Annotated in this window: 29 protein-coding genes and 1 pseudogene; 13 read left to right on the forward strand and 17 right to left on the reverse strand. The window is 32.6% G+C overall.

Going from position 1 to position 24,139, the window contains the following annotated elements:
* Positions 1-3 precede the first annotated feature (3 nt).
* Genes CIGNP85_RS03265 through CIGNP85_RS03275 form a run of 3 tightly spaced genes read left to right on the forward strand, consistent with a single transcriptional unit; the run spans position 4 to position 2,961 of the window.
* Positions 4-1,143: an MFS transporter gene (locus CIGNP85_RS03265; protein WP_236845565.1), complete on the forward strand. Its 1,140-nt coding sequence runs from the start codon at positions 4-6 to the stop codon at positions 1,141-1,143.
* The gene (locus tag CIGNP85_RS03270) at positions 1,127-2,311 is read left to right on the forward strand and encodes a hypothetical protein (RefSeq protein WP_179187358.1); all 1,185 of its coding nucleotides are present in this window, start codon (positions 1,127-1,129) and stop codon (positions 2,309-2,311) included. Before CIGNP85_RS03265 ends, CIGNP85_RS03270 begins: the two co-directional genes overlap by 17 nt.
* The gene (locus tag CIGNP85_RS03275; protein WP_086286949.1) at positions 2,299-2,961 is read left to right on the forward strand and encodes a pilus assembly FimT family protein; all 663 of its coding nucleotides are present in this window, start codon (positions 2,299-2,301) and stop codon (positions 2,959-2,961) included. The genes CIGNP85_RS03270 and CIGNP85_RS03275 overlap by 13 nt, the downstream gene beginning before the upstream one ends.
* A 7-nt stretch (positions 2,962-2,968) precedes the next feature.
* Here CIGNP85_RS03275 and CIGNP85_RS03280 read toward each other — a convergent pair whose 3' ends face one another.
* The 6 genes from CIGNP85_RS03280 to CIGNP85_RS03305 all read right to left on the reverse strand — a co-directional run bounded on the left by CIGNP85_RS03280 (position 2,969) and on the right by CIGNP85_RS03305 (position 8,874).
* On the reverse strand, positions 2,969-4,390 hold the full coding sequence (locus CIGNP85_RS03280) for a Mur ligase family protein (RefSeq protein ID WP_086286951.1): 1,422 nt from the start codon (positions 4,388-4,390) through the stop codon (positions 2,969-2,971).
* Positions 4,390-5,121: an alpha/beta fold hydrolase gene (locus CIGNP85_RS03285; protein WP_086224297.1), complete on the reverse strand. Its 732-nt coding sequence runs from the start codon at positions 5,119-5,121 to the stop codon at positions 4,390-4,392. The genes CIGNP85_RS03280 and CIGNP85_RS03285 overlap by 1 nt, the downstream gene beginning before the upstream one ends.
* A 1-nt stretch (position 5,122) precedes the next feature.
* On the reverse strand, positions 5,123-5,341 hold the full coding sequence (locus tag CIGNP85_RS03290; RefSeq protein WP_086224296.1) for a prevent-host-death protein: 219 nt from the start codon (positions 5,339-5,341) through the stop codon (positions 5,123-5,125).
* 99 nt (positions 5,342-5,440) lie between these two features.
* Entirely contained in the window at positions 5,441-6,478 is a 1,038-nt protein-coding gene (locus CIGNP85_RS03295) for a D-alanine--D-alanine ligase (RefSeq protein WP_086224294.1), read from the reverse strand.
* A gap of 9 nt (positions 6,479-6,487) precedes the next feature.
* The gene (gene ruvA, locus CIGNP85_RS03300; RefSeq protein WP_086238846.1) at positions 6,488-7,039 is read right to left on the reverse strand and encodes a Holliday junction branch migration protein RuvA; all 552 of its coding nucleotides are present in this window, start codon (positions 7,037-7,039) and stop codon (positions 6,488-6,490) included.
* Complete coding sequence (locus CIGNP85_RS03305) at positions 7,036-8,874, reverse strand: flagellar assembly protein A (RefSeq protein ID WP_086286953.1); 1,839 nt, start codon at positions 8,872-8,874, stop codon at positions 7,036-7,038. Before CIGNP85_RS03305 ends, ruvA begins: the two co-directional genes overlap by 4 nt.
* Before the next feature lie 114 nt (positions 8,875-8,988).
* On the opposite strand from CIGNP85_RS03305, the gene CIGNP85_RS03310 reads away from it, so the two are divergent.
* Entirely contained in the window at positions 8,989-9,552 is a 564-nt protein-coding gene (locus CIGNP85_RS03310; protein ID WP_086224290.1) for a CheB methylesterase domain-containing protein, read from the forward strand.
* Positions 9,549-10,346 (forward strand): CheR family methyltransferase, encoded by a 798-nt coding sequence (locus CIGNP85_RS03315; RefSeq protein ID WP_086286956.1) that lies wholly within the window; start codon positions 9,549-9,551, stop codon positions 10,344-10,346. Before CIGNP85_RS03310 ends, CIGNP85_RS03315 begins: the two co-directional genes overlap by 4 nt.
* Here the strand turns inward: CIGNP85_RS03315 and CIGNP85_RS03320 are convergent.
* On the reverse strand, positions 10,331-11,527 hold the full coding sequence (locus tag CIGNP85_RS03320) for an MFS transporter (protein ID WP_086269695.1): 1,197 nt from the start codon (positions 11,525-11,527) through the stop codon (positions 10,331-10,333). The genes CIGNP85_RS03315 and CIGNP85_RS03320 overlap by 16 nt on opposite strands.
* Positions 11,528-11,740: 213 nt before the next feature.
* On the opposite strand from CIGNP85_RS03320, the gene CIGNP85_RS03325 reads away from it, so the two are divergent.
* On the forward strand, positions 11,741-12,787 hold the full coding sequence (locus CIGNP85_RS03325) for a dehypoxanthine futalosine cyclase (protein ID WP_086286958.1): 1,047 nt from the start codon (positions 11,741-11,743) through the stop codon (positions 12,785-12,787).
* A 38-nt stretch (positions 12,788-12,825) separates the two neighbouring features.
* On the opposite strand, the gene CIGNP85_RS03330 is transcribed toward CIGNP85_RS03325, so the two are convergent.
* Positions 12,826-13,116, reverse strand: a complete 291-nt coding sequence (locus tag CIGNP85_RS03330; protein WP_179187359.1) for a 4'-phosphopantetheinyl transferase superfamily protein — start codon at positions 13,114-13,116, stop codon at positions 12,826-12,828.
* 80 nt (positions 13,117-13,196) lie between these two features.
* Positions 13,197-13,406 carry a hypothetical protein gene (locus CIGNP85_RS03335; protein WP_086241213.1) on the reverse strand — a complete coding sequence of 70 codons (210 nt, stop codon included), beginning with the start codon at positions 13,404-13,406 and terminating at the stop codon, positions 13,197-13,199.
* Positions 13,407-13,665: 259 nt separating this feature from the next.
* Between CIGNP85_RS03335 and CIGNP85_RS03340 the strand changes: the two genes are divergently transcribed.
* The 5 genes from CIGNP85_RS03340 to CIGNP85_RS03360 all read left to right on the forward strand — a co-directional run bounded on the left by CIGNP85_RS03340 (position 13,666) and on the right by CIGNP85_RS03360 (position 15,867).
* Positions 13,666-13,953, forward strand: coding sequence for a hypothetical protein (locus tag CIGNP85_RS03340; RefSeq protein WP_086286966.1), 288 nt, complete (start codon positions 13,666-13,668; stop codon positions 13,951-13,953).
* Positions 13,928-14,215, forward strand: a complete 288-nt coding sequence (locus tag CIGNP85_RS03345) for a hypothetical protein (RefSeq protein WP_086241211.1) — start codon at positions 13,928-13,930, stop codon at positions 14,213-14,215. Before CIGNP85_RS03340 ends, CIGNP85_RS03345 begins: the two co-directional genes overlap by 26 nt.
* A complete protein-coding gene (locus CIGNP85_RS03350) occupies positions 14,202-14,840 on the forward strand; it encodes a lysophospholipid acyltransferase family protein (RefSeq protein ID WP_086286968.1) in 639 nt (212 codons plus the stop codon). The genes CIGNP85_RS03345 and CIGNP85_RS03350 overlap by 14 nt, the downstream gene beginning before the upstream one ends.
* 84 nt (positions 14,841-14,924) lie before the next feature.
* Positions 14,925-15,320, forward strand: a complete 396-nt coding sequence (locus CIGNP85_RS03355) for an acyl-CoA thioesterase (protein WP_086224259.1) — start codon at positions 14,925-14,927, stop codon at positions 15,318-15,320.
* A 61-nt stretch (positions 15,321-15,381) separates the two neighbouring features.
* Positions 15,382-15,867: a hypothetical protein gene (locus tag CIGNP85_RS03360; RefSeq protein WP_179187360.1), complete on the forward strand. Its 486-nt coding sequence runs from the start codon at positions 15,382-15,384 to the stop codon at positions 15,865-15,867.
* 56 nt (positions 15,868-15,923) lie between these two features.
* Here CIGNP85_RS03360 and CIGNP85_RS03365 read toward each other — a convergent pair whose 3' ends face one another.
* The gene (locus CIGNP85_RS03365; protein WP_086286970.1) at positions 15,924-16,913 is read right to left on the reverse strand and encodes an isopenicillin N synthase family dioxygenase; all 990 of its coding nucleotides are present in this window, start codon (positions 16,911-16,913) and stop codon (positions 15,924-15,926) included.
* Positions 16,914-17,380: 467 nt separating this feature from the next.
* Here CIGNP85_RS03365 and CIGNP85_RS08505 point away from each other — a divergent pair.
* Both CIGNP85_RS08505 and CIGNP85_RS08510 read left to right on the forward strand, forming a co-directional pair.
* A pseudogene (locus CIGNP85_RS08505) lies at positions 17,381-17,686 on the forward strand (methyl-accepting chemotaxis protein); the annotation flags it as partial.
* A gap of 30 nt (positions 17,687-17,716) precedes the next feature.
* Positions 17,717-18,163 carry a CZB domain-containing protein gene (locus CIGNP85_RS08510; RefSeq protein WP_236845588.1) on the forward strand — a complete coding sequence of 149 codons (447 nt, stop codon included), beginning with the start codon at positions 17,717-17,719 and terminating at the stop codon, positions 18,161-18,163.
* A gap of 5 nt (positions 18,164-18,168) precedes the next feature.
* Here the strand turns inward: CIGNP85_RS08510 and CIGNP85_RS03375 are convergent, their stop codons facing one another.
* From CIGNP85_RS03375 to CIGNP85_RS03405, 7 genes are all read right to left on the reverse strand, one after another.
* The gene (locus tag CIGNP85_RS03375; RefSeq protein ID WP_086286975.1) at positions 18,169-19,158 is read right to left on the reverse strand and encodes a hypothetical protein; all 990 of its coding nucleotides are present in this window, start codon (positions 19,156-19,158) and stop codon (positions 18,169-18,171) included.
* A complete protein-coding gene (gene metG, locus CIGNP85_RS03380; protein ID WP_086286977.1) occupies positions 19,159-21,051 on the reverse strand; it encodes a methionine--tRNA ligase in 1,893 nt (630 codons plus the stop codon).
* A gap of 18 nt (positions 21,052-21,069) precedes the next feature.
* Positions 21,070-21,387, reverse strand: a complete 318-nt coding sequence (locus CIGNP85_RS03385) for a hypothetical protein (protein ID WP_086286979.1) — start codon at positions 21,385-21,387, stop codon at positions 21,070-21,072.
* Positions 21,380-22,213, reverse strand: a complete 834-nt coding sequence (locus tag CIGNP85_RS03390; protein ID WP_086286981.1) for a class 1 fructose-bisphosphatase — start codon at positions 22,211-22,213, stop codon at positions 21,380-21,382. Before CIGNP85_RS03390 ends, CIGNP85_RS03385 begins: the two co-directional genes overlap by 8 nt.
* A gap of 1 nt (position 22,214) precedes the next feature.
* Positions 22,215-22,775: a molybdopterin-guanine dinucleotide biosynthesis protein B gene (locus CIGNP85_RS03395; RefSeq protein WP_086229128.1), complete on the reverse strand. Its 561-nt coding sequence runs from the start codon at positions 22,773-22,775 to the stop codon at positions 22,215-22,217.
* A gap of 65 nt (positions 22,776-22,840) precedes the next feature.
* A complete protein-coding gene (gene dapE / locus CIGNP85_RS03400) occupies positions 22,841-23,938 on the reverse strand; it encodes a succinyl-diaminopimelate desuccinylase (RefSeq protein ID WP_086286983.1) in 1,098 nt (365 codons plus the stop codon).
* A gap of 1 nt (position 23,939) precedes the next feature.
* Complete coding sequence (locus CIGNP85_RS03405) at positions 23,940-24,125, reverse strand: hypothetical protein (RefSeq protein WP_086286985.1); 186 nt, start codon at positions 24,123-24,125, stop codon at positions 23,940-23,942.
* Positions 24,126-24,139 lie beyond the last annotated feature (14 nt).

The following is a 24,139-nucleotide window of genomic DNA, read 5'->3' on the forward strand; positions in this document are numbered from 1 at the left end:
ATTATGCGAGCTGAGATTTTAATATACTATTTTTGCACAGGACTTACACTATGTATTCTTTATGCAACCCAGCCAATTGGTCCTATATTTGAAAGTGAACTTGGTATATCTAAAACTCAAGCTGCTCTATTTACTACTGCGATAATGACTCCACTAGCATTTGCTGGAATATTTTATGGCTATCTACTTGAAAAAATTGCTATTAAAAATATCTTAGTCGTAGCGTTTTTACTTCTTGGTATTAGCGAGATTATTTTTAGCTTTGCTAATTCATACTTTTTATTATTAAATATTAGAGGATTTCAAGGGTTGCTAATCCCTGCTGTGCTAACTGGAATAATGAGCTATATAAGCCAAATTTCATCAAAAGATAATGTAGCAAGTGCTATTGGTATATATATTGGAGTTACTATTATTGGTGGATTTATGGGGCGAGCATTAAGTGGATTTTTTACAGATATATTTGGCTGGAGACCATTTTTCTTTATTATTGGCTGCGTTGCTATTTTTGCTTCAATTTTACTACTTAAATTTAGCAAAAATATCAAAGCTAGCTACCTAAAACCACACTTAATAGATGTAATACATACTCTAAAGCTTCGTCATAATCTTTATATATTTTTAATGATTTTTGGGATATTTTTTACATTTCAAGCGATGCTTAACTTTATCCCATTTGAACTAGCTAGAATTGATGAAAACTATAATTCATCAAAGGCTGGAATGCTATATATTGGCTATTTAATTGGTGTTTTAGTTGCGTTTAATACTAAAAAAATTACAGCTCTATTTCGCAGTCCAATAACTGCTATAATAGCTGGAATCATAACCCTTATCATTGCTATTCAAATTTTTAGGATCGAGAGTTTTGGACTTATTTTTGTAGCAATGGTAGTCTTTTGTCTTGGAAATTTTATAGCCCACTCTATTGCTAGTGGATTTATAAATAAGATGGCTACAACACATAAAGGAATCTCAAATGGTCTTTATGTAAGCTTTTACTATTTTGGCGGAGCGCTTGGTAGCTTTATCCCTGGACTTATTTATATGCCTTTTGGCTGGAATGCCTTTTTATGGCTTCTTAGCGTTATTAGCTTTATTTCATTAATTTTTATTTTGGTGATTCGTGATATCAAGGCTTAATATATTTTGGCTTTTTATAGCCCTAGCTTTAAACTCAGCTCTTTTAATCTTTAGCATGAGCGGATTAAGCATTAGCTATTATGAAGCACAAATTTATTATAGCAACTCAAATTTAGGTTTTATATTACGCTATATTAGCTCTATTTTTGGCGATAATGAGATAGTAATCCGTGGTCTATTTTTAACACTTCATATTGCAAACTCACTACTAATCTACATCATTTCTCTAAGAATCCTAAAACGCCAAAGCGACTGCGTGATAGCTGCAATTTTATATATGTTTTTACCTGGCGTACTAGTTAGTGCATTAATAATCAATCAAGCTAGTATTGCGATATTTATTACGCTTATTGTAGTATTTTTACAGCAACGACAAATGTATATCTTAATGAGCTTAATACTGGCTTTGAGTCTATTTTTTAGCAAACCATTCATCGCACTTTATCTGGCTATTATGCTATTTGGACTTTTTAGCAGAGATAAAAAATTTGCCATAATTGGCGCATTTTTTTGCATAGCGTGGTACTATTTAAATGGTTTAGAATCTAGCGGAAAACCACGTGGGTATTTCCTAGACTCAATAGCGGTATTTGCTGCAGTATTTTCACCATTGCTTTTTATATACTTTATATATACGATTTATAGGATTTGTATTAAAGAAATTAAGAGTTTTTTATGGTTTATTAGCCTAACTGCCCTTGGTGTATGCTTGCTTCTTTCTATGCGTCAACGTGTAGAATTAGAATTATTTTTACCATTTTGTGTGATTTTAGTACCAGCAATGGTAAGAACATTTTTTAGTTCATATAGATCACGCTTACCACGTTTTAGAGTGCTTTATAAGTTGATTTGTATTATTGTTTTAGTTACATTAGCACTAAATAGTTTAGCTATTATTTTTCATCAATATTTATATATTTTTCTAGATAATCCTAAACATCACTTTGCCTATAAATATGACATTGCAAAAGAGCTAGCAAAAGCTCTAAAAGATCGCCAAATTACTGCTATTTCAACCAACCCAAATCTAGCTCTAAGGCTAAAATTTTATGGAATTCCAATGGGCGGTAACTATTATTTAGATAATACTTATAAAAAATCATGCGAACAAATAAAAATATATAAATTTAATAAATCCATAGCTAAATTTTATCTATGCAAAAAATAAAAGCTTTTAGCCTATTTGAATTAGTAATTGTAATGGTTGTGATTAGTGTTTTACTCTCAATCACAACCATAAATTTCAAAAATGATGACCTAGCACGAGCAGCAAATCAAGTTGCTAGCCATATAAGATATACGCAGTTTTTAGCACTCACAGATGATAAATTTAACCCAGAAGATAAAAACTGGACTAAATCTAGATGGCAAATTTACTTCACTAAAACAGTTGCTGGTAAAAAAGTATTATATTATTCAATCTTTAGCGATAGTGGAGGATATAGCGGAAGTCCAGATGGAAAGGAAATTGCTAAAAATCCGCTAAATCCAGCTAAGGTTTTATCAGTCTCACACGCTGGAATCTCTACCATTAATCCAACTGATGAGCTAGATTTGATGGAAAAATTTAACCTAAATGATGTAGAGCTTTTAGGTGGTTGTTCTCAAAGTGGCTCAACTAGAATTAGCTTTGATAATCTTGGACGACCATTTAAAGGTAATCCAAAAAGTGCTAATAACTCCACGCATAATCTAATTACCTCTACATGCCAAATTCGCCTCACTCACCAAAATGGCAACTGTATATATATAAATCTTGAGCCAATCACTGGATTAATTAGCATTGATAAGCCACAAATCCAGTGTAAAAGTAATTAAAATAAATTTATATAAAACTTGGTGCATCATTACTAAATAAAATCAAATCTCCACTTATTGTATGTTGCGCTAAAAATTCACTCATCTTAGATTTGTCAAATAGACGCACCACTTCAGGCCTAGTTAAATCTAAAACCAGCTCAGACTCATTTAACGCACTTGTTATTACTACAATATCAAAGACTTCGTTTATTACCTTTGAAAGCTTGCGATTTACTCCGCTTCCACCCTCAACAATTCCTGGTGTTAACAAGATTTTACGCCCCTTAAATTCACTCACCAATCTATAGCTTGCTATCATTCCTTGCAAATTTCCATTAAAACTATCATCGATTATAATCTTGCCACCAGCATCAATTCTTTGAAGCCTATGTTCTACACTCTTTATGTTGTCTAAGCTTAAATTTTTAACCCCAACAGCACTAGCGGCCAATAATGCAGCTCCAAGGTTATAACTATTAAATTCGCCAAGTACTTTAGCGCTAAAATGGCTCTTTTGATTATTTAATTTCATATCAAACTCAACCCCATCAAGACTACTTTTGACCCCGCTAATTAGTTCATCGTAAATTACTGCTTTGCCTTGTAAATTTGTAGAACTATGAGCTATACAAGTAGCTAGACGGTTTGAATTTAATGCTTCAAGCTTAGCAGTTCTTACTTCATCAAGCGAGCCAAAATACTCTAAATGTGCCCCACCAATCTGCCCAATCACCACAATATGAGGATTTATAAATTTAACAATCTCATCAATATCACCACGCAACCTAGCCCCAGCCTCAACAATATAAATCTGGCAATCACTTAGTAAATTTTCATTAATATCACGAATAATTCCAAGCAATGTATTTACACTCCGTGGAGTTTTATGAGTTTTTAACTCCTTGCTAGCTATATCATAGATAAAATTTTTAATACTTGTTTTACCAAAACTTGCCGTTACTAAAATAATTTTTAAATCACTCATTGAATTTAGCTTTGTCTTAGCGATTTTTTTGTATCTAATAGCTATAATTTTTTCACTCAAACCGCTTAAAATCAATGAAAAAATAATACTAAAAATTGTATGATAAATAGCATTTTGGCTATATGGGCAAAGAGTAAATAATACAAAACCAGCAATCAAAAAAGCAAAATACCGCTTCACTCTAGCAGTCATTACAACTCTCTTATCCAATCGATACGCCCACAAAGCTAAAAGAGATATATAAATTACTGTTAAGCAAATTTGATAGACATAATGCCAGCAAAACGCCATTATAAATAGCGGTAAAACGATAAAATATATATGCCACATCGGTTTAGTATAGCGAAAAATCACTCGCTTAATTTTATAACTAAACCACTGCAAAGCGCTAATTAAATAGTATCCAAGTGCCATAGTAAAACCAAATTTAGCAATAGTTGAGATTACTAATTCTATAATCATTATCGATCCTTTTTAGTAGTTTCAGTTATGATTTTAGCAATGTATTTACTATGCTGCAAGAAAAAGAAATGATCACCATCAAGCGAATAAAATTGACTATTTTTTATTAATTTAGCTATATTCTCTCCGCTACTAAGCGGCGTAGCATCATCGCTAATCCCCCAAAAAATAAGTGCGTTACTGTTTAGACTAGCAAAAATATCGCTAAAATCTTCATCTACGACATTTTTAAGCGTCTCGTACATTATTTTACTCATTCCACTTATATCTTTTGTAGCAAAAATTCGCCAAAATCTTCCCAATCCAATACTCTTTAAAATCTTAAAAATAGCAATTTTTGCTCTCACGCTAAAGCGTTTTTGTTTAATTATTCCAGCACTACTAAGCAAAATCAAATATCTTGGATTTAACAGCGCTGCTATCTTTCCACCAAAGCTATGACCCATAACTATCTCAAACTCAATTCCTAAACTACGAATAAATTTGCTCACGATATTAGCATAATCATTAGTACAAAGTGGTGCTTCTAAAGTACTACTAAGCCCAAATCCAGGTAGATCTAAATATACACAGTTAAATTGATTCAAATATTTACTAAATGCTCTTTTCATCAGCTCTTTATTTGCTCCCCAGCCGTGCAAAATCAGTATATTTTTAACTCCATTTTGCCCTATTATTTCATAGCTTAGAGAATATTTTAATCCATTATATTCTATCTCTTTTATCGCCATTTTAGCTCTCTTTTTTTCTATTATAAATTGCTTCTAGCAGCGTTACGGCCTCGCTTAGACGCTCATACTCTTCCATATTTATCATCACCGCTTCAAAGCGGTTATTTTTGACGATGAAGGCACGCTTTTTTTTAGCCTGTGAGATATCGTTTAAAATCGAACTAAAATTTCGCACCATCTGTGTGGCAGTATAAATTTCATCTTTGCTAAACTTTGCCATCGATGCCCCTTTATGTAGAATTATACATAAAATTATACATAAATTTAACTTTAGTAGTGATGAATTAAGCAGTTAGAGCCTTAAATCAAGGCTCTAAAATTAGGCTAATTTGCCCTTATTACTAGTAATCGAGTGAATATATTTATAATCAATTGGGATTTTTTTCTCTACTTTTATATTACTTGCAAGTCTAGCTAAAGATGCACTAAAGTCGCTAAATAAATAGTTAGCCAAACTACCCGGATTTGGGTTAATCTCATTTAAATAAACCTCATCGCCAATAACAAAAAAATCACATCTAATAAGCGCTCCATCAAATCCACCGCCAACATAAATCTTGCTAAAGGCTTCTTTAATCTTATCTTTTAGCTCTTTACTAATATCAGCCTCATTTGAGCTTGAGCTTGCAAAGCTCATATATTTTTGCTCAAAATCTAGCATTTTGCCTTTTTTAGGCTCTTCGATAATAGATAGCTCAAGATTTTGCCCTACTCTAAATCCAGCTAAATTAAACTCCCTAACTCCATCTATAAACGGCTCAACTAAAATCTCACCATCAAATTCAAATCCAACATCTAATGCATAATCAAGCTCTTTTTCATTGCTTACAACACTTACACCAATACTACTGCCAAGATGGGAAGGTTTTAGAATGTATGGTAATGGTAAATTTGGCTTTTGATCCCTATTAATCACCTCATATTCTAGCGTTTTAACTCCGCATTTTAGTGCTAATAATTTAGTCAAAACCTTTGAGTAGCTCATTACACTTGCCTCAAGTCGTGGGCCAATAAATTTAAGTGAATAAAACTCAAACATTCCAGCTATTTTACCATCTTCGCCATCACAACCATGAATTAAATTTATATAACAATCTACGCTAATTTCTTTAACTCCAAATATTCCATGAGTTACAAATCCACCATGCCTTAGATAGAGTTTTTTACATTTTTTATATTTTTGAGAGCTAAAAAAATTTGCTCTCATATCGCTTGGATTGATTAGATAAAACTCTCTATTAGCATCAACAAATATAAATTGTAAATCTGCTTTTAGCGCTTTTTTGATTGCTACAGCAGAAACAATGCTAATCTCATGCTCCCAGCTTGCCCCACCAAAAACTATACCATAATTCATCACTATCCTTTAAGCCAATATTTTAAGCGCCTCTTTAATTAAAGAGGCCGTATCATTGCTAGTACATTTAGCTAGTGCAGCACTTATTTTATCACGCTTAAAGCCTAAACTCTCTAGCGCCATAAAGGCCTCGCTACTACTACTGCTAGCACTACTTATCTCGACTAATTTTGCATCACTCAACTGGGCTATTAATGTTCTAGCAGTTTTTGGTCCAATCCCTGGAACTCGCTTTAGTACAGCATCATCCCCATTTATAACAGCAGCACTAAATTCATCAGGATTAAGAGATGAACAAACCGCCATCGCAGTAGAAGCACCAATACCATTAACTTTTAAAAGCAGTTCAAATATTCTTTGTTCACTCTCTTTTAAAAATCCATATAATAAATTTGCATCTTCTCTAATAATCTGCGTAATATATAACTCTATATTTTCTCCCTTTTGCAAAGCTGCACTAGTAAATAAAGATATATTTACTCCATACGTGATTCCAGCGCACTTTATCCAAAGCTGAGTTGGTTCTTTTTTTGTAATTAACCCTTCGATTGCCTTTATCATATCTCATTTGACCTTTTTATCTCATATCCATTCACGCCAGCTTTGAGAGTCATTACTCTAATAATCTCATTCTCTTTAGTGCTGTATTTTATATCAATTGGCGGCTCAATAAGTTTAAATTTAATCTCATTTAACTCAGTCCAACGATCCCTATTTATAATTTTAGCATTAAAGATTATACTCTCCATACTTACTAATTCATCTTTTAGTGTTGCTAATTCTGATTGCTTAGAATTTATGCTTTTTAAAATTTGATTATACTCAGCTACCAATCCTTGAAAATCTTTTAATTTTTTCAAAAATGCAGCTGGTGGAGTAGCGCCTTCTTGTCTCATTTGCATAAGGCGCTCTTTTATCATATTGATAGAATGTTTATTACTATCGATTATATTTCTTTTAAATTCAAGCTCTTTTGGAAGTGCTTTTAATTCATCTTCTAAAACTTTCATTCTTGCGCTATGAGCGGTTATATCCCCATTTGCATTTAGTACATTCTTAACATCAACAATAAATTTATTATTATCACCTTTTAACTCTTCAAGACTAATCAATGCTGAAGCTTTTAGCGTTGAGTTTGAGTGCAAAGTCTGTATATATATCTCATCGGCTTCTATATCTCCGCCTAAAACACGATTTAGATGAACTACTTTGGCTCGCACTTTGCCACCTTCTAATCTATCTATGCGAGCCTCGTCACACTCTAAAAATCCCATATGTAACGAGATATTTGCATTTTGCGCATATATCTTTGATTGGGCGTGAGTATTGCCCTCAATTACTACGGTTTTAGCCTTTATAACTGCATCAGGGCCTACATTTCCACTAGCTCTTACTTCGGTAGTCTCAACTTTCATTCCAGCGCCAATAGCATCTTTTAAGTAATTGCTCTCCTTGACATTTATCTTTACATCAGATGCTAAATCAGTAGTAATCGAACCGGTTGATTTTAAATTTATCGAATTTACATCTAATTCTTCTTTAATATCAAATTTATTATTCTCTTCACTTACATAACCGCTTTTTAAAGCGATATATTTGATACAATCTACAACCTCATCTACTTTAATATTTGGCCCAACGGTTATTTGAACCTCTTGGGTAGTTTTTGGATCATCAACTGGAATTACTTGGCCTTTTAGATTTTTACCATGTTTACCACGTATTGGTTTTAGGTATTCCATTATTAAATCACCTTCTAAAACACTATGTAAAAATCCCCTATCTATATCTCTTCTGCCTTTGGTCTTATCATCACCAGTATCTTCTTTGCCATTATTTTTATAGTATTTAATTAGCTTATCATCTGTAGATGGTTCTGGTTCTACTCCAGTAGCAATTACTATAGTTTCAGATTTATCTATTATCTCTTTGATTCTTAAGATTGAGGTTAATTTGGATATTTTTTTTCTAAAACCATGATCTCTAATACCGATTAAAAATCCAGCCTTTAGCATCTTTTTATATATTGCATTTACTAGTTCTTTTTCAAATGTTGGTGTATACTTTGCTAATGTATCTTCTTTTATCGTGACAGCAACCTTGGTACCAGTTCGATTGGCTCCTAGACTAATTTTAGGTAGGTGAGCCCTACTCTCTTTTCTAATATCATAAAATTTAACCTTATAAGATTGAATGATAAATAACTTCTCATCGACAAAAAATGCATCATCATCAAATATACTCATATCAGTAGCTAAAGCCATATCGCTTTGTGGGTTATTTTTATAGCTGGTATAAATCTCTAAAATATCAAAATCTAAATATTCTGGCGGTACTCCCATACTTCTAGAAACGGCATTAAAATCATCAAAAGGGTTCTTGCTATCTTCTACCATCTATAAAACCTTGTGAATTACTTTTTTAAATTTAGCAATTATAGCTAAAAAAGATAAAACGGCTTTTAAGCCTAAATATATTATACTTTTAAAATCTAATTTTTGGAGTGTAATTTGAAACAAAAGCTAATTTTAATCGGTGCATCCACTGGTGGTCCAGGTCATCTAAAAAAGCTTCTAACTGGTATTACTTTGCCATCATATGCCTCCATTATTATCGCTCAACATATGAGTAAAAATTTTGTTGGCTCTTTTGCTAATAGGCTTAGCCAAGAGCTAAACTCAGAAGTTGAGTTGCTAAATAATAAAGTAACACTAAAAAACAAAATCTATATCTGTGAGCAAAATAGCATTATTTTAAATTCTCAAATCCCAACTGCAAATATTGATCAAAGCGGAATTACTACTACATATAATCCAAATGTAAATATGTTATTTAAATCGGCTGTACCAATTTGCAAAGTAGTTGATGTAATGGGAATACTGCTAACTGGCATTGGCGATGATGGTGCTAGTGGATTAAATGAACTATATAAAGCTGGTGCAAAATGTATAGCAGAAAATGAGCAATCAGCTATAGTTTATGGAATGCCTAGGCGTGCTAAAGATATAAATCCAAATTTAGAGATTGCCAATTTAGATATGATTAGAACAAATTTGCAAAGGTTTATCATATGAGCGACTTTGAATGCAGTATTAATGATCTTTTAGAATTTATCGAGCTAACTAAAAAATATAGCGGCAATGATTTAATAAGCAAAAAAGAGATTGTAAAAAATAAAATAGCTCATTTTGCTAAACATAAAAAGATAGATAGTATGCATATCTTGTGTGGCAAATTTCAGCATGATAAGATCTTTAGACAAGAACTTTTAAATTTAATAACCATAAATGAGACATATTTTATGCGTGAGCTAAACCAGCTAAACTCAGCTATGCAATATGCCAATACTCTAAGCATAAGTGGTAATACAGTTAAAATTTTATGTGCTCCATGTAGTAGCGGAGAAGAGGTGTATTCGCTTGGAATTTTAGCTAAAACCATTGGAATTGATAAATACCTCCTAAAAATCACCGGAATTGATATAAACTCTGATATGATTCAAAAATGCAAAGAGGGAATTTATAACGAACGATCAGTCAAAAATATTAGGCAATCTCAAAAAGAGATATATTTTAAAAAAGTCAATTCTGATTATAAAATTAAGCAAGAACTAATGCCAATGATTGAATTTAAAACTATAAATATATTTAATGATTCACTCTTTGCACTTGGGCAGTTTGATATTATTTTATCTAGAAATATGATGATATATTTTGATGAGAATTACCGACTTTTAACTATTGAGCGATTTGCCAAAATTTTAAAGCCACATGGGCGAATTTACTTTGGTAGTGCTGATTTGGTACCATACTGCGATCTATATAACAAAATAATAGATCTATCAGGTACATACTATGAAAAGGTATAACGCCTATATATAATAAAATAATATAAAGCACCAAATAAAAATATAACTGCCATTAAAAAGGTAATCATCGCTAAACTTATACCACTTTCATAAAGTATCCCAATCATAAAGGATATGGTAGCAGATGCCAAATAATATACCATATCCTTATAGGCTATTACTCTACCATAAAATCTCTTATCGCAGCTATTTTGTAACATTGTAAAAGTATATGACCATAGTGTAGATGTACAAAATCCAGCCGCTACCAGTCCAATTAACCCTAAATAATAATCAAACTGCAACACAGCCCACAACCCAATACCTAAAAATTCCCCAATAAATAACCATATCAGTGTTTTATTATCTATAAATTTGCTCAAAATCATAGGCCCAACTACTAAAGAAATCGCCCTAGTCATATTCATAAAACCAATTATAAGAGAAATACTCATAATCTCCTTATACTGATACTTTGCCATTAATGCTACTAGATTATCATACGCAGTTACCCCAACAAATGAATGCAAAAATATTATATGCATTAAAACTGGATTTGCCTTTATATACCCTAGCCCATCTTTCATCATATTAAAAATATTTTGACTAGTTGTTTTAATAACTACTGGTGCTTTAAGCCTACTAATAAGCCCTAACCCCACAATATAAAGTCCAAAATCAAACAAAAATGACGCCTTTATCCCAAAATAGTGGATAAAAATCCCAGCTAACCCCATTCCAGCAGTATATGAGACTGCCCAAATAATAGAATGAATCTCATTAGCTAATTTTAAATTTTTTTTAGTCATCAAATTTGGTAGTAGACTCATCTCAGTTTGAAAATAGACAACCCCAACACCCATCCGCACAAAAATAATAATAAAAAGCAACCAAAGCAACGAAATATCATCTATAAAAATCAGCATAAAAACAGTAATAATCTCTATAAAAAGCATAAACATCATTAGTTTTTTAGGGCTAAATTTATCCACAATAACACCATTTATTGGTGCTAGTAATACATTTGGGATAAATGCCATTGCAGCAGCTAAAGTAATAGCCCACACAGGTGCATCAAGCTCAATAAGCAAAGCAAAAATCCCTGTATGAGAAAACCACATACCAAAATAACATATAAACTGCACTGAGCTTAATATTCTTAAATTTGGCTTATATCGAAGTAAAATATAATATTTTTTCAATTATCAACCTTGTTTTGATTATTTAACCACTTTAATTTAAAGTGCAATAATACATATTTACAAATAAAAAAATAATAAAATACAGTAAATAGCATTAATGAGACAACAAGAGAAGTTTTGATTTTCTTTAATTACGCTCTCTTTACAATTTTAATAAGCTTGAATTTTGCCAGTTTTTGATACAATACGCTACAAAAATTTTAAGGAAATTAAGTGAGTAGATTAAGTGTTGATGAGGCTCTAGACCTTATCAAAAATGGAGATTTAAGAGAGCTTGGAGAGTTAGCCAGTGCTAAAAAATTACAGCTACACCCTGAAAAAATTACAACATTCATTGTCGATAGAAATATTAACTACACCAATACCTGCTGGGTTGATTGTAAATTTTGTGCCTTTTATAAACATGTTAATGAAGAGAATGCTTATCTACTAAGCTTTGATGAAATCGATCGCAAAATAGATGAATTAATTGCAATTGGTGGGACTCAAATTTTATTTCAAGGTGGCGTCCATCCAAAATTAAAAATACAATGGTATGAAGAGCTAGTCTCTCACATTGCTACAAAATATCCAAATATTGATATTCACGGTTTCTCAGCTGTAGAGATAGATTATATCGCAAGAGTCTCTAAAATTTCGATTCCAGAGGTTCTTTTAAGATTAAAAAATGCTGGATTATACAGTATTCCAGGAGCTGGAGCTGAAATTTTAAGCGATAGAGTTCGTGATATCATTTCACCTAAAAAATGCTCTAGCAGCACCTGGCTAGAGGTGCATCAAAAGGCTCATAAAATTGGTCTAAAAAGTACAGCAACAATGATGTTTGGTACAGTTGAGAGCGATGAAGAGATTGTAGAACATTTAGATAAAATCCGTACTCTTCAAGATGAGACTGGTGGCTTTAGAGCGTTTATTTTATGGAGTTTTCAATCAGCTAATACTAAGCTCATTGCCGAGCATCCCCACATTAAAAAGCAATCACCAAATAGGTATCTACGCCTACTAGCTGTATCACGACTATTTTTAGATAACTTTAAAAATATTCAAAGTAGCTGGGTTACACAAGGCTCATATATAGGACAATTAGCCCTTAAATTTGGCGCAAATGATCTTGGTAGTACAATGATGGAAGAAAATGTTGTAAAAGCAGCAGGTGCTAGCTATAGAATGAGTCAAGCCCAAATGATAGAGCTTATCAAAGATATTGGCGAATTTCCAGCTAAACGAAATACAAATTATGATATTTTGGAGAGATTTTAATCTCTTCTTTTTTAAATTTACCAATAAATTTAAAAATTTTAAAATATTGCAACACTATAAATAAAGCTTTTATCGCTACATTTTACAATCTCTCCAAAAGCTCCCAAACTCTCATCGCTAGCCATATCAAGCGCATAAAATCCTAAATTTAAAAGCTTTACCCTAGCCTCTTTTAATGTCCAAATTTTATAAAATTCAATCAGTTGATTTTTAGAGTTAGCAACCCTTAATCTTTGTTCTTTACTAAAACAAAAATCTATATGAGCGCTAAAATTTCTATCTTTTATCAACTCTAAATCTACCCCTACCCTAGTAGTGCTAATAGCCAAAATAGCACAATTATCGCTATGGCTTAATGAGGTATATCACTCAAATTTATCTAAAACAAATTTAAGATACCAAATTTTCATTACTTAATCTTGCTATTATAAGTAGCATACAAAAGAGCAAAATATGCTAACAAAAACATACACAAAGCCGTACTAACTCCAAAACTAAACACTGCATAAGTATTACTAAAACCAAGCATTCCAAAAGATATAATACTAGTTAAACTAGCCAAAATAATACCAAAATATCTCTCACGCAAAGCCAAATTTAAATTACTAGCAAACAGCACATAATCCACCCCAATAGTACTAGCTAAAATAAATCCAAAAAAAGTGTTATCTCATCAAATATTAAAATCCACCACTAAGCCCACATAAAAAGCTAAAAATAATGACAATAATAAGCTTAAATATGCTATAACTACCAAATGCTAAAATCAACAAAATTCCAATCATTTTTGTTTAGCATTTTCTTTAGCAGTTCTATAAAACTACAATAGCTTAGAACTACTAAAATTATCACCTAAAACCCCATAAGCAAAGTAATAGATGATGGAGGCAAATTTAATCAATGATATATTTCCTAATACTTCATGTAGCAGCACAAAGGGGCTAATGGGGCATACGCTTGGTGCTGCTGGTGCATTAGAAGCTCTAATCTGTGCTAATATTATAAATCAAAGCCTACAAAACAATCAAAGCCAGCTACCACCACACTATTATGATGGAATATATGATAAAGAGTTGCCCAAAATTAATCTAACTAGGCTAAATACAAATTCAAAAATCAAAAACTGCCTATTAATCTCATTTGCCTTTAACATTTATCTCTTTTAGTGGTGAAAGCAAGCAGTGCGTAAATCTGCTTAAAACATTAAAAGACGATTTTATATATCCTACTGCTTATGCCTTAGGCTTGCTTTTAGATAAAAATGCTGGACGAATTTGCTCACTTGAGTTTAATCAAAATCAACCAAAAAATTTGCAAATTTACACAAGTGCATTTAGCCTATTAAAAGCGTTAAATAATAATTTATGCTCTAATTGGAATATAGATTCTACTCTTAGATGGAGCTGGACTTTAAATGATAGTAATTAGAATTTTGCTTGTTGGATTTTTATTTTCTTGGTTTGGATTTATCTGTTTGATTGGAAATATTATTTTTTTACCATTAATTGCCATTAGGTTAAATAGGATTAAATTCTTTGAAAATATTGCTAGAGATTTAGTCTATTTAGCATGGAAATTTTTTATATTTTGTACAAAAATTTTAGGCTATTTAGATTATGAATTTAAAGACTATAGTCGCCTTGGAAAACCTAGCCAAATAATTATAGCCAACCATCCATCTCTTTTAGATGTTGTCTTTATCCTCTCCAAGGTGCGTCGTATAAACTGCGTAGTAAAAAGCGACCTAGCTAAAAATATATTTCTAAGTCCTGCTATTAAAGCTGCTAACTATATCGTAAATAGCGAAGATGAAGAGCTTTTAAACAAAAGCTTAAGCGTACTAAAATCAGGCGATAGCTTGCTTATATTTCCTGAAGGTACACGCACAAAAGATAGTATAAGTTTTCATAAAGCACCATTTTATATAGCAATTCATGGAGCAAAAATACTCACACCAATATTTATTGATATGAATCCACGTTCACTCCAAAAAAGAGTTAAATGGTATAAAACACCAAAAAGTAAGATAAAATATCAAACACAACAAAGCTAATGCAATTATATATAAATTCACTCCAAAAAAGAGTTATAGAAAATCCGCAATTATGGTTTAATTTTTACAATTATTGGAATCAAGATGTTAAAACGAAGATATGAATTTAAAGCTGAATTTTTTGATACTGATCCTATGGGGATAATGTGGCATGGAAACTATGTAAAATATCTAGAGATGGCTAGATGTAAGCTACTTGATGAGATTGGTTATAACTATATTAAAATGCAAGATAATGGCTTTACTCTACCTATTGTAAAAATGGATTTAAAATATATAAATCCTATATACTTTAATGAATACTTTATAGTTGAAATCTCAGTAATAGAGTGCGATATAACTTTAAAATTTAAATATACACTATTATCTAAAGATGAACTCACAATAGCTAAAGCAAACACAACTCAAGTAGCAGTAACGCTAAATAAAGAGACACTATATTCTATTCCAGATGATTTAAAATTTGCATTAAATCAATAAATTTATTAAAAAATTAATATATATATAATTGCAGTTTTATTATAATTTTTAAGGAGTTTTGATGTTTAAGAATTTTCTTTTAGGATTGGGTTTAGCAGCAATGCTAAGTGGATGTGCTACGATTTTTGGTCAAGGTGGTTATGATCATTTTGATATCACTTCAGACCCAAATGAAGCTAAAATAATCATTACTGATTTAACTACAAATAAAGTAGTGATAGATACCAAAACCCCATTAGAGATAGACCTAAAAAAATATAATGGCTATTTTTCTGGTAAATCTTATAAAGTTTTAGTAAGCAAAGAGGGGTATAAAGATATTGAATTTACTATTGATAGTAGAGCAAATGGAATATACTTAGCTGGTAATTTAGTATTTGGTGGTCTTATAGGTTGGCTAGTTGTAGATCCGCTCACAGGTGCAATGTGGACACTAGATATATCTAAAAATCCAAATATAGAAAATAAAAGCAACAATGTATCTATCAAACTAATTAGCGATTTAACAGATAACCAAAAGCAAAATCTAAAACCGATCGCTCAATAAATCTAAATAAAGCATATCTAAATCAGATATGCTTTAATTTTTATATAAATTCAAATTTAAAAACTAAATCTCTCAATTAGATCGCTATGATACTTTTTAGCTACATCTGGATGAGATCTAATCATTCTTTTAAAATAATTTTCTGCAACATTTCTAAGTAGTGGATTTTTAGGGTCTGTATCTACTCCGGTACTCTCTTTTTTAAGGTGCTCTGGCAGTTCTAAAATCGGTATATCCTTATCAAGCTGAACACCCAAAAAATACGCTATAGAAAATCTCTCATTAGGAGTTAAATTTACTCTATGGATAGTAGCCTTTAAATAGCCATTTGTAGCAAGCTCTAAAAACTCACCGATATTTACCACCACAGAGCCTTCCATTGGCGGCACATCAATCCACTCGCCATTTAATAACCCTTGTAATCCCGACTCTTTATCTTGTAAAACAAATGTTATTAAACCGCCATCTTTATGCGATCCAACACCTTGAGTATTGCCATCAAATGCTGGCGAATAGCGTAATAATTTAGCATGAGCGTATGAGTTTTTTCCATAAAGTTTATCAAAAGAGTCTTGTGGCAACTCAAGAGCTATAGCAAATCCTTTTAGAAGTTTTAAAGTCGCTGTGCTTGTTTGTTCAAACCACTCATTAAAAACAGTTTTAAGCTCTGGAATCTCTTTAGGAAATAAATTTGGGCCTTGAATTCTCATCCAAATAGGCGAGTTTTCATCCCAATTTAAAGCCTCTTTATCACTTCCAGCGTCGATTTGCTCTCTATAATCCTTGCTACCAGCTGTGTATTCACCACCCTCTTTTGAATAACCACGAAATTGTGGCGATTTAAGCATCGAAATTTGCTCTTTTTGTTCTAAACTTAGAGCAAAAAACTCCTTGCTAAGCCTTTGAAGCTCTTTGCAAAGATCTAAATCGATACCATGATTTATCAAATAACAAGTCCCAAAAGTAGTAAATGCTCCCTTTAAATCTGCTATAAATTTTTCTTGATTACTATCTAACTCACTTAGGTCAAGTACTGGAATATTCATACTCTTCTCCTTAGTTTAAATTTAAAATTCTCATTTTATCATATCTTTTATAATAAAATAGAATATATTAACCAAATTTATGTAAAATTAATTCATAATTTATTAAGAAAAAATATAAAAAGGATAAAAAATGTTCAAATTCTTCACTAAAAAAGCGCTACTACCCCCCCATATCTTTAAACGATGAGCTTGAGCGACTACGAATACAAAACCAAGAACTCCTAAAAACCAATGAAGAACTAAAAGAACAGATAAAAGCACTCCAAGAAAACCCAAAATCTAACTACTATGAAGCATTTCATAATATTACAATGAGTATGGCAAATAGCTGTGTATCAAATTTAAATCTACTCCAAAGTGAATTTAGCGACTCTATTACACTGCTAAATGATACTCAAGAACTATCAACTAAAAATCAAAAAAATACTATAAAAATTCAAGATATGCTTCTAGATGAGTTAAGCCATATGGAGGATAGATTGCAAGATTTTCATGAGACAGTAGAGCAAGTGCAAAAAGATTTTGTATCTATCTCTGGTGTAATTTCGCTAATCATTGATATATCTGATCAGACAAATTTACTAGCCTTAAATGCTGCTATAGAAGCAGCACGTGCTGGAGAACATGGTAGAGGCTTTGCCGTAGTAGCTGATGAGGTTAGAAACTTAGCTGAGAGAACTCAAAAGGCTACAAAAGAGATTGAGATGAATATGGCAATAGTTCAACAAAATTTTGCTAAAATGCAATCTGCTACTGATGATGTAGTCGAGCATATGCGCTCTTTAGCTAGTCGTAATGAGACAATGAATGATGTTCATGAACTATCCAATACAATTAATTTCAACTCTCAAAAGGCACTTTCTACTATATTTATCAGCCTTGTTAAATTAGATCACCTATTATTTAAAGTTAAAGGTTATAAGGCGATTTTTGATGAAAACTTAAATGAAAAATTTGCCGATTACCATAGTTGTCGTCTTGGCAAATGGTATGAAACAGGACGCGGCAAAGAGCTATTTAGCAAATATCAACACTATGCTAAATTAGAACCAGTTCATAAAGATGTTCATGAAAATATCGCCAACGCACACAAAATAATGGTAGAACACGGCAAGACAAATGGGTGTTTAGATAAAATTTATAAACAACTAAATGCGGCTGAGAGTGCAAGCAAATCTGTTATAGATATTTTAAATACTCTATTAAATGAGAGAATTATGGAGTTAAAAGTTAAATTTAATAAAAAATAACTATATTAAAATAGTGTTGGCTCATCTATGCTTTGAGCCAACACAGCCTCTACATCTTCATAATTTTCAAAAACTAAAGCATATCTAAACTCATCAAGCTTTTTTATATCTTCTATATCATTATATACAAAATCAGCCATAAACGCTACACTACTACTAGCCCTAGCACAGATAATAATATCACTAAATTTCTGCCTTAAAAGCGTAGCCTCTAGCTTAAAAAGCTCTTCATCGCTTTCGCAAATTATCGCTCTATGACTTTGGCCAAATTCTTTAATCACAAAAAATTTATCAACAAAAATCGCCTTAAAATGGCTAAATTTATCAAAACTATGAACCTTAAATCCCACACCATACTCATCAAAAAACCTCATCACACAAACTAAATCTTTTATAAAAATATTAGGAAATTTAAGCTCACTATAGTAATTATTTTTAAATAAAATCGTAGTGTAAAAAAGCGATCCATTATCCATAAGCTCATAATGTAAATCGCTTAGACTATCATCGCTTAAACTTGCATGAGAAAAGCTAAGTCTATCAATCATCGCCTCATCATAGCTTAAAACTACCATATCGTTTTCTGCCTCAAGTATCTGCATAAAAGCTTTACTAATATCACAGCTAAATAGACACATCGATCTAGGTAGATATAAACACTCCAAAATCGAGCTTTGTAACTTTGTAAGATGGATGAAATTTAGCTCTTTTTGTGCTGAGAGAAATCTCATCAATCTTATCATTGCCATAACCACACTATCAACTTTGATTATTGCTATTTCATCATCTTTGCTATTTAAGCTCAAATCAGTGATAATAGCATAAGCTCCACTTTTGATAGCAAGCAATGCGTCTTCTATCGTCGCATTTAGAGCAAAATAAGCCATACCAACTTTAACCAAATTTGGATCTAGACAAAATCCATTTATCATACTGATTTTTGGGCTATTTTTTAATTCGCCATTTAATAGCGTGGTTAGGTTTTCTATTCTCATCTATCCTACAATTGCTCCATTTTTTACACTTGCGTGAGTGCCTAGAAGCGTTAGGCTCCCATCTTCAGCGCTAAGAATCATGCCTTCGCTTAAATGCTTAAATATCTTAGCTGGTTTTAAATTAGCTAAGACGCAAACTTGTTTGCCTATTAGGCTTTTTGGCTCATAATACTTAGCTATACCACTGATAATCTGTCTTGGCTTCTCTTCGCCTAAATCAATTTTAAATTTAAGTAATTTATCGCTACCTTCGATATTATCGCATTCTAAGATAGTTCCTACCTTTATAACACACTTTTTAAAATCATCAATTTTGATCTCTTCATCTTTTGATTTAATCTCATCAATCTTAGCCACCGGTGCTGGTGCCATCAGCTCGTGTTCTATCTTGGCAAATAGAGGAGTTGTGGCGTTGGCTTTGAAGTTGATTAAATTTGAGTTTATTATTAGCTCATTATAGCTATTTGTATTAACTTCAAATTCCAAAGTATCGGCTATTTTTTGAGCAGTTTGTGGCATAGCTGGACTTAATAAAATAGCAACCCTAGCCAAAAGATTTGCCACCAATGCCACCAAGGCATTTGCTTCATCAAATTTATTATTCTTTACCAAATTCCAAGGCTCATATTTAGCGATAGTGGCATTTGCTATATTTAAAACCTTCCAAAGCTCCTCTAAATATCTATTTGGAGCGATATCTTCTAAACTAGCAAGTGCTTGGTCTATATGTATTTTTGAAGCTTCAAGCTCACTAGAATAAAACTCTTTTACATTATTTGAATTAATTATATTAGCTGAGTATTTTGAACTCATACCCACTATTCTACTTAGTAAATTTCCTAAATCATTGCTCAATTCACTATTTATACGATCTATCAAGGCTCTTTGTGAAAAATCCCCATCTTGACCAAATGGCACCTCTCTTAATAGAAAATATCTAAACGCCTCTAATCCATAAGCATCGGCCACCTCTTTTGGATTTACCACATTGCCAAGGCTCTTGCTCATCTTAACCCCATCTCTAGTCCACCATCCATGCGCTGCTACGCTTACAGGTAAAGGCAAATCAAGACTCATCAAAAATGCCGGCCAATAGACCGCATGAAAACGCAAAATATCCTTACCAACTATATGTAAGGTGTTATTCCAATACTCCATTCTCTCTTCATCTCTGGTGTATCCTAAGGCTGAGAGATAATTAACTAGCGCATCTAGCCATACATACATCACATGTTTTGGCTCATTTAGCTCTTTTGGTAGTTTAATCCCCCACTCAAAGCTGGTTCTAGTGATAGATAGATCTTTTAGACCGCCTTTTACAAAGCTTATAACCTCATTTTTCTTGCCTTTTGGTAGGACGCATTTGTCATTTTCATACCATTTTAACAATCTATCTTGGTATTTTGATAGAGCAAAAAAGTAACTCTCCTCTTTTACCAACCTAGTCTTTTTACCACAATCAGGACAGCATTCATCATCTATTAGCTGATTAGCAGCAAAAAAGCTCTCACAACTCACACAATAGCTACCCTCATACTCGCCCTTATAGATATCTCCATTTTTAAGCATTTTAGTAAAGACATTTTGGCTAGTTACCTTATGATACTCATCAGTTGTGCGTATGAAGTGATCATAGCTTATACCAAACTCATCCCATAAGGCTTTGAATTTCGCACTTATCTCATCTGCGTACTCTTTTGGGCTTTTGCCTCTAGCCTTAGCTGCCTCTTCTATCTTTTGGCCATGCTCATCTGTACCTGTAAGAAAAAAAACATCATCGCCCCTTAAGCGATAAAATCTAGCCAAGGTATCGCAGATTATTGTAGTATAAGCGTGTCCAATATGCGGAATATCATTGACATAATATATTGGTGTGGTTATAAATTTTTTCATCATTTTCCTTTAAATTTATTAAAAATCAAATTGACCGCCACGGCCTTCATTCATCTTTTCATATGTGGATTTGACATAATTTTCCCTTATATCGCACTCAAAAATTCTATCACAATTCATACAACTACTTAGATTATTTGCCTTTTGGCAATCTTTGAGCATAGCTGTGGCAATATCAAATTGTAAAATTACAAACTCCTTAATCCTATCACAGCCAAAGACTCGTTGGCACTTTGAACAGCTATCTCCAGATGAGTTTTGAGCGATACAATTTTTTAGCGCTATCTTTTTGGATTCTAGCTCATCAATAGCGCTAAATTCGGTAATTTCAGCCATTTTTGACTCTATCAATCTCAAATTTAGACCCAAAATAACAAGGCGTAGTTTGGTGAGTCTTTTCAATTTTGATATCTAATAAGCTATCATTTACCCCATCAGTTGTGGCACCACCGGCCTTTTCATATATATAGGCAAATGGTAAAACCTCAAAAGCAACCCTAAGCTTGCCATTTGGTGCATCAAGCGTGGCTGGATAGCTAAATAACCCACCGCCTTTTAGTAAAACTTGATGAAGATCGCTTACCATAGCGCCACTATATCTAAGCCTATAGCCATCATCAAATAGCGATTTTATCATAGCTCTATGAGAGTCGCTCCAGCCTTTTTGTGTGCCACCTGTGGCATTTATCTTGCCTTTATCTTTTAGCTCTAAATTTTTAATGAATTTAAACTCATTATCTCTATTTAACCTAAATAATCTCACGCTATCATCGCACACTACCATCTCAAGCCTTGGGCCATAAACTACATAAATCGCCCCTACTAAACTCCTAGCATCCAAAGAGCCTTTATAAATCCCAAATATCGATCCAACAGCGAAATTCACATCCACCAAGCTACTACCATCAAGTGGATCATAAGCTATGATATAATCTGCATTTGAGTTTATCTCTAAAATAGACTCTTTTTCTTCACTAATTATAGCCTTGATATTGCTAAGTTTTTTCAATCTATTTTCTATTATCTCATCACTTAAAATATCAAGCTTTAATTGAGTATCACCTGTGGAATTTGAGCTTTGAGCATAGCTAAAATCACCATATTTTAGTAGTTCGCTAATCTCTATAGCGATCTCTTCAACTGCTTTTATAATCTCTTTCATTTTACACCTTTTTTGCGTTTTTATCTATCCATTTTATAATTCCATCTATATCTTCAAGACCAAATTTATCCCCACAAGCATCAAACTCAACATTACTAGCAAAAGCATCACTAAATGGGATAAAATCATCTATAACCTCATCTCTAAATATAGTAATTCTAGGAAGTTTTAAGCTCTTTAAGCCCTCAATTATCAAATAATCAAACTCACCAAAATGAGCCGCTAAAATCTCTAGCTCACTATCAAAATTATCCAAATTTGGCTCAAATTTCTCATTTTTATCTCTGTGTGATTGTGAGCTTATCCTATCTTTACCACCAAATAGCCCACTTTGTAAAAAAATTGATGTTCTATTTGGGCTTAATACTGCGACATCTACGCCGATACTACTATATATATAGCTATCCTTGCCAGGATAATCAAATTTTGCCTTATCACCTGGATCGTGCTTTGTTATCACAACCTTAAATCCACGAGATATAAGCTCTTTTGCCACCTTAGATATGAGCGTTGTCTTGCCACTTCCACTAGCTCCGCTAAAAGCTACAGCCAATCTTTTAATGATATATCCTTTTTGAATTTCTCATAATTTTAGCCAAAAAAATCTTAAAAAATGAAATTATAAATTTATTTAAAATAGCGTATCAAATCGCTAAAAACCTCATAAAGCTTCTCTACTTCATCTATGCTTACTCTCTCATCAACAGCGTGAATTCTATCATTTACCACACCAAATTCCACCACAGGCACCCCAAAAGCCGCAAAATACCTAGCATCACTTGTCCCACCAGTCGTGCTAAGCTCAGGCCTAACCCCGCAAATTCTATTAATGCTATCTATCAAATTCGTAACAATTTTAGAATTTGCATCTGTTAAAAATGGCTTTGAACCCTCCTTAAGAGTTAGCTCATAATCAAGCCCATTAAATATATGCTCGCAATATTGCTTAACATCTTCATAGCTTGTTAGGTCTGAATTTCTGATATTAAACATTATTTTAAGCTCACTTGGCGTTACATTACAAACTTCCATACCGCCTCTAATATCAGTGATTACTATCTTTGAAGGGTCAAAATATCTACTTCCAGCATCCATATCATATCCAGCAAAATTAGCCAACACGGCACTTGCTTGATGGATTGGATTGATACATTTAGATGGATAAGCCGCATGACCTTGGACGCCCTTAACTTTGATAACACCATTGATAGAGCCACGGCGACCTATCTTTATCATATCACCAATTTTATTAGTAGATGTAGGCTCGGCCACAATAGCAAAATCAGGTAAAGAGTTATTATCTTGTAGATACTTTAACGCCTCTTTAGTTCCATAAATCCCATCACCCTCTTCATCGCTTGTCAAAATAATAGTTAAACTCCCATCAAATTCCCTAGCATCCTTACACGCTTGTAGTATCGCTGCTACTCCACTTTTCATATCTTGAGTGCCTCTAGCATAGATATATCCATCTTTTTGCTCTGGCTCAAATGGATCACTGCTCCATCCATCTCCCGGCGGGACTACATCGATATGCCCAGCAAAGCATAAATTCACCCCATCGCCAAATTTTTTACTAAGGATTAAATTCTTAACCCCATTAATATCCAAAAGCTTAGTATCAAACTCGCTCATAAGTAGCGTGATGTAATTCATAGCACCATCATCATCTGGTGTGATACTTCTAAATTTCAATAGCTCTTTTAAAAGCTCTATAACTTCCATTTTAACCCTTTAAAAATGTATTAAATATCAGCATAATAGCAAATCCCGCCATTAAAATCGCCGAGATATATGCAAATGCCATTTGAGTTTTTGCCCCTATAAATTTGCGTGAGCGACTAACTATAAAAGACAAAAACACCACCCAACTCACTATACTAATAACTAATCCAGTAAATCCAATAATCACACTATCATCACCAC

The organism is Campylobacter sp. P0085 (assembly GCF_002139495.1).
Lineage (GTDB): Bacteria > Campylobacterota > Campylobacteria > Campylobacterales > Campylobacteraceae > Campylobacter > Campylobacter devanensis.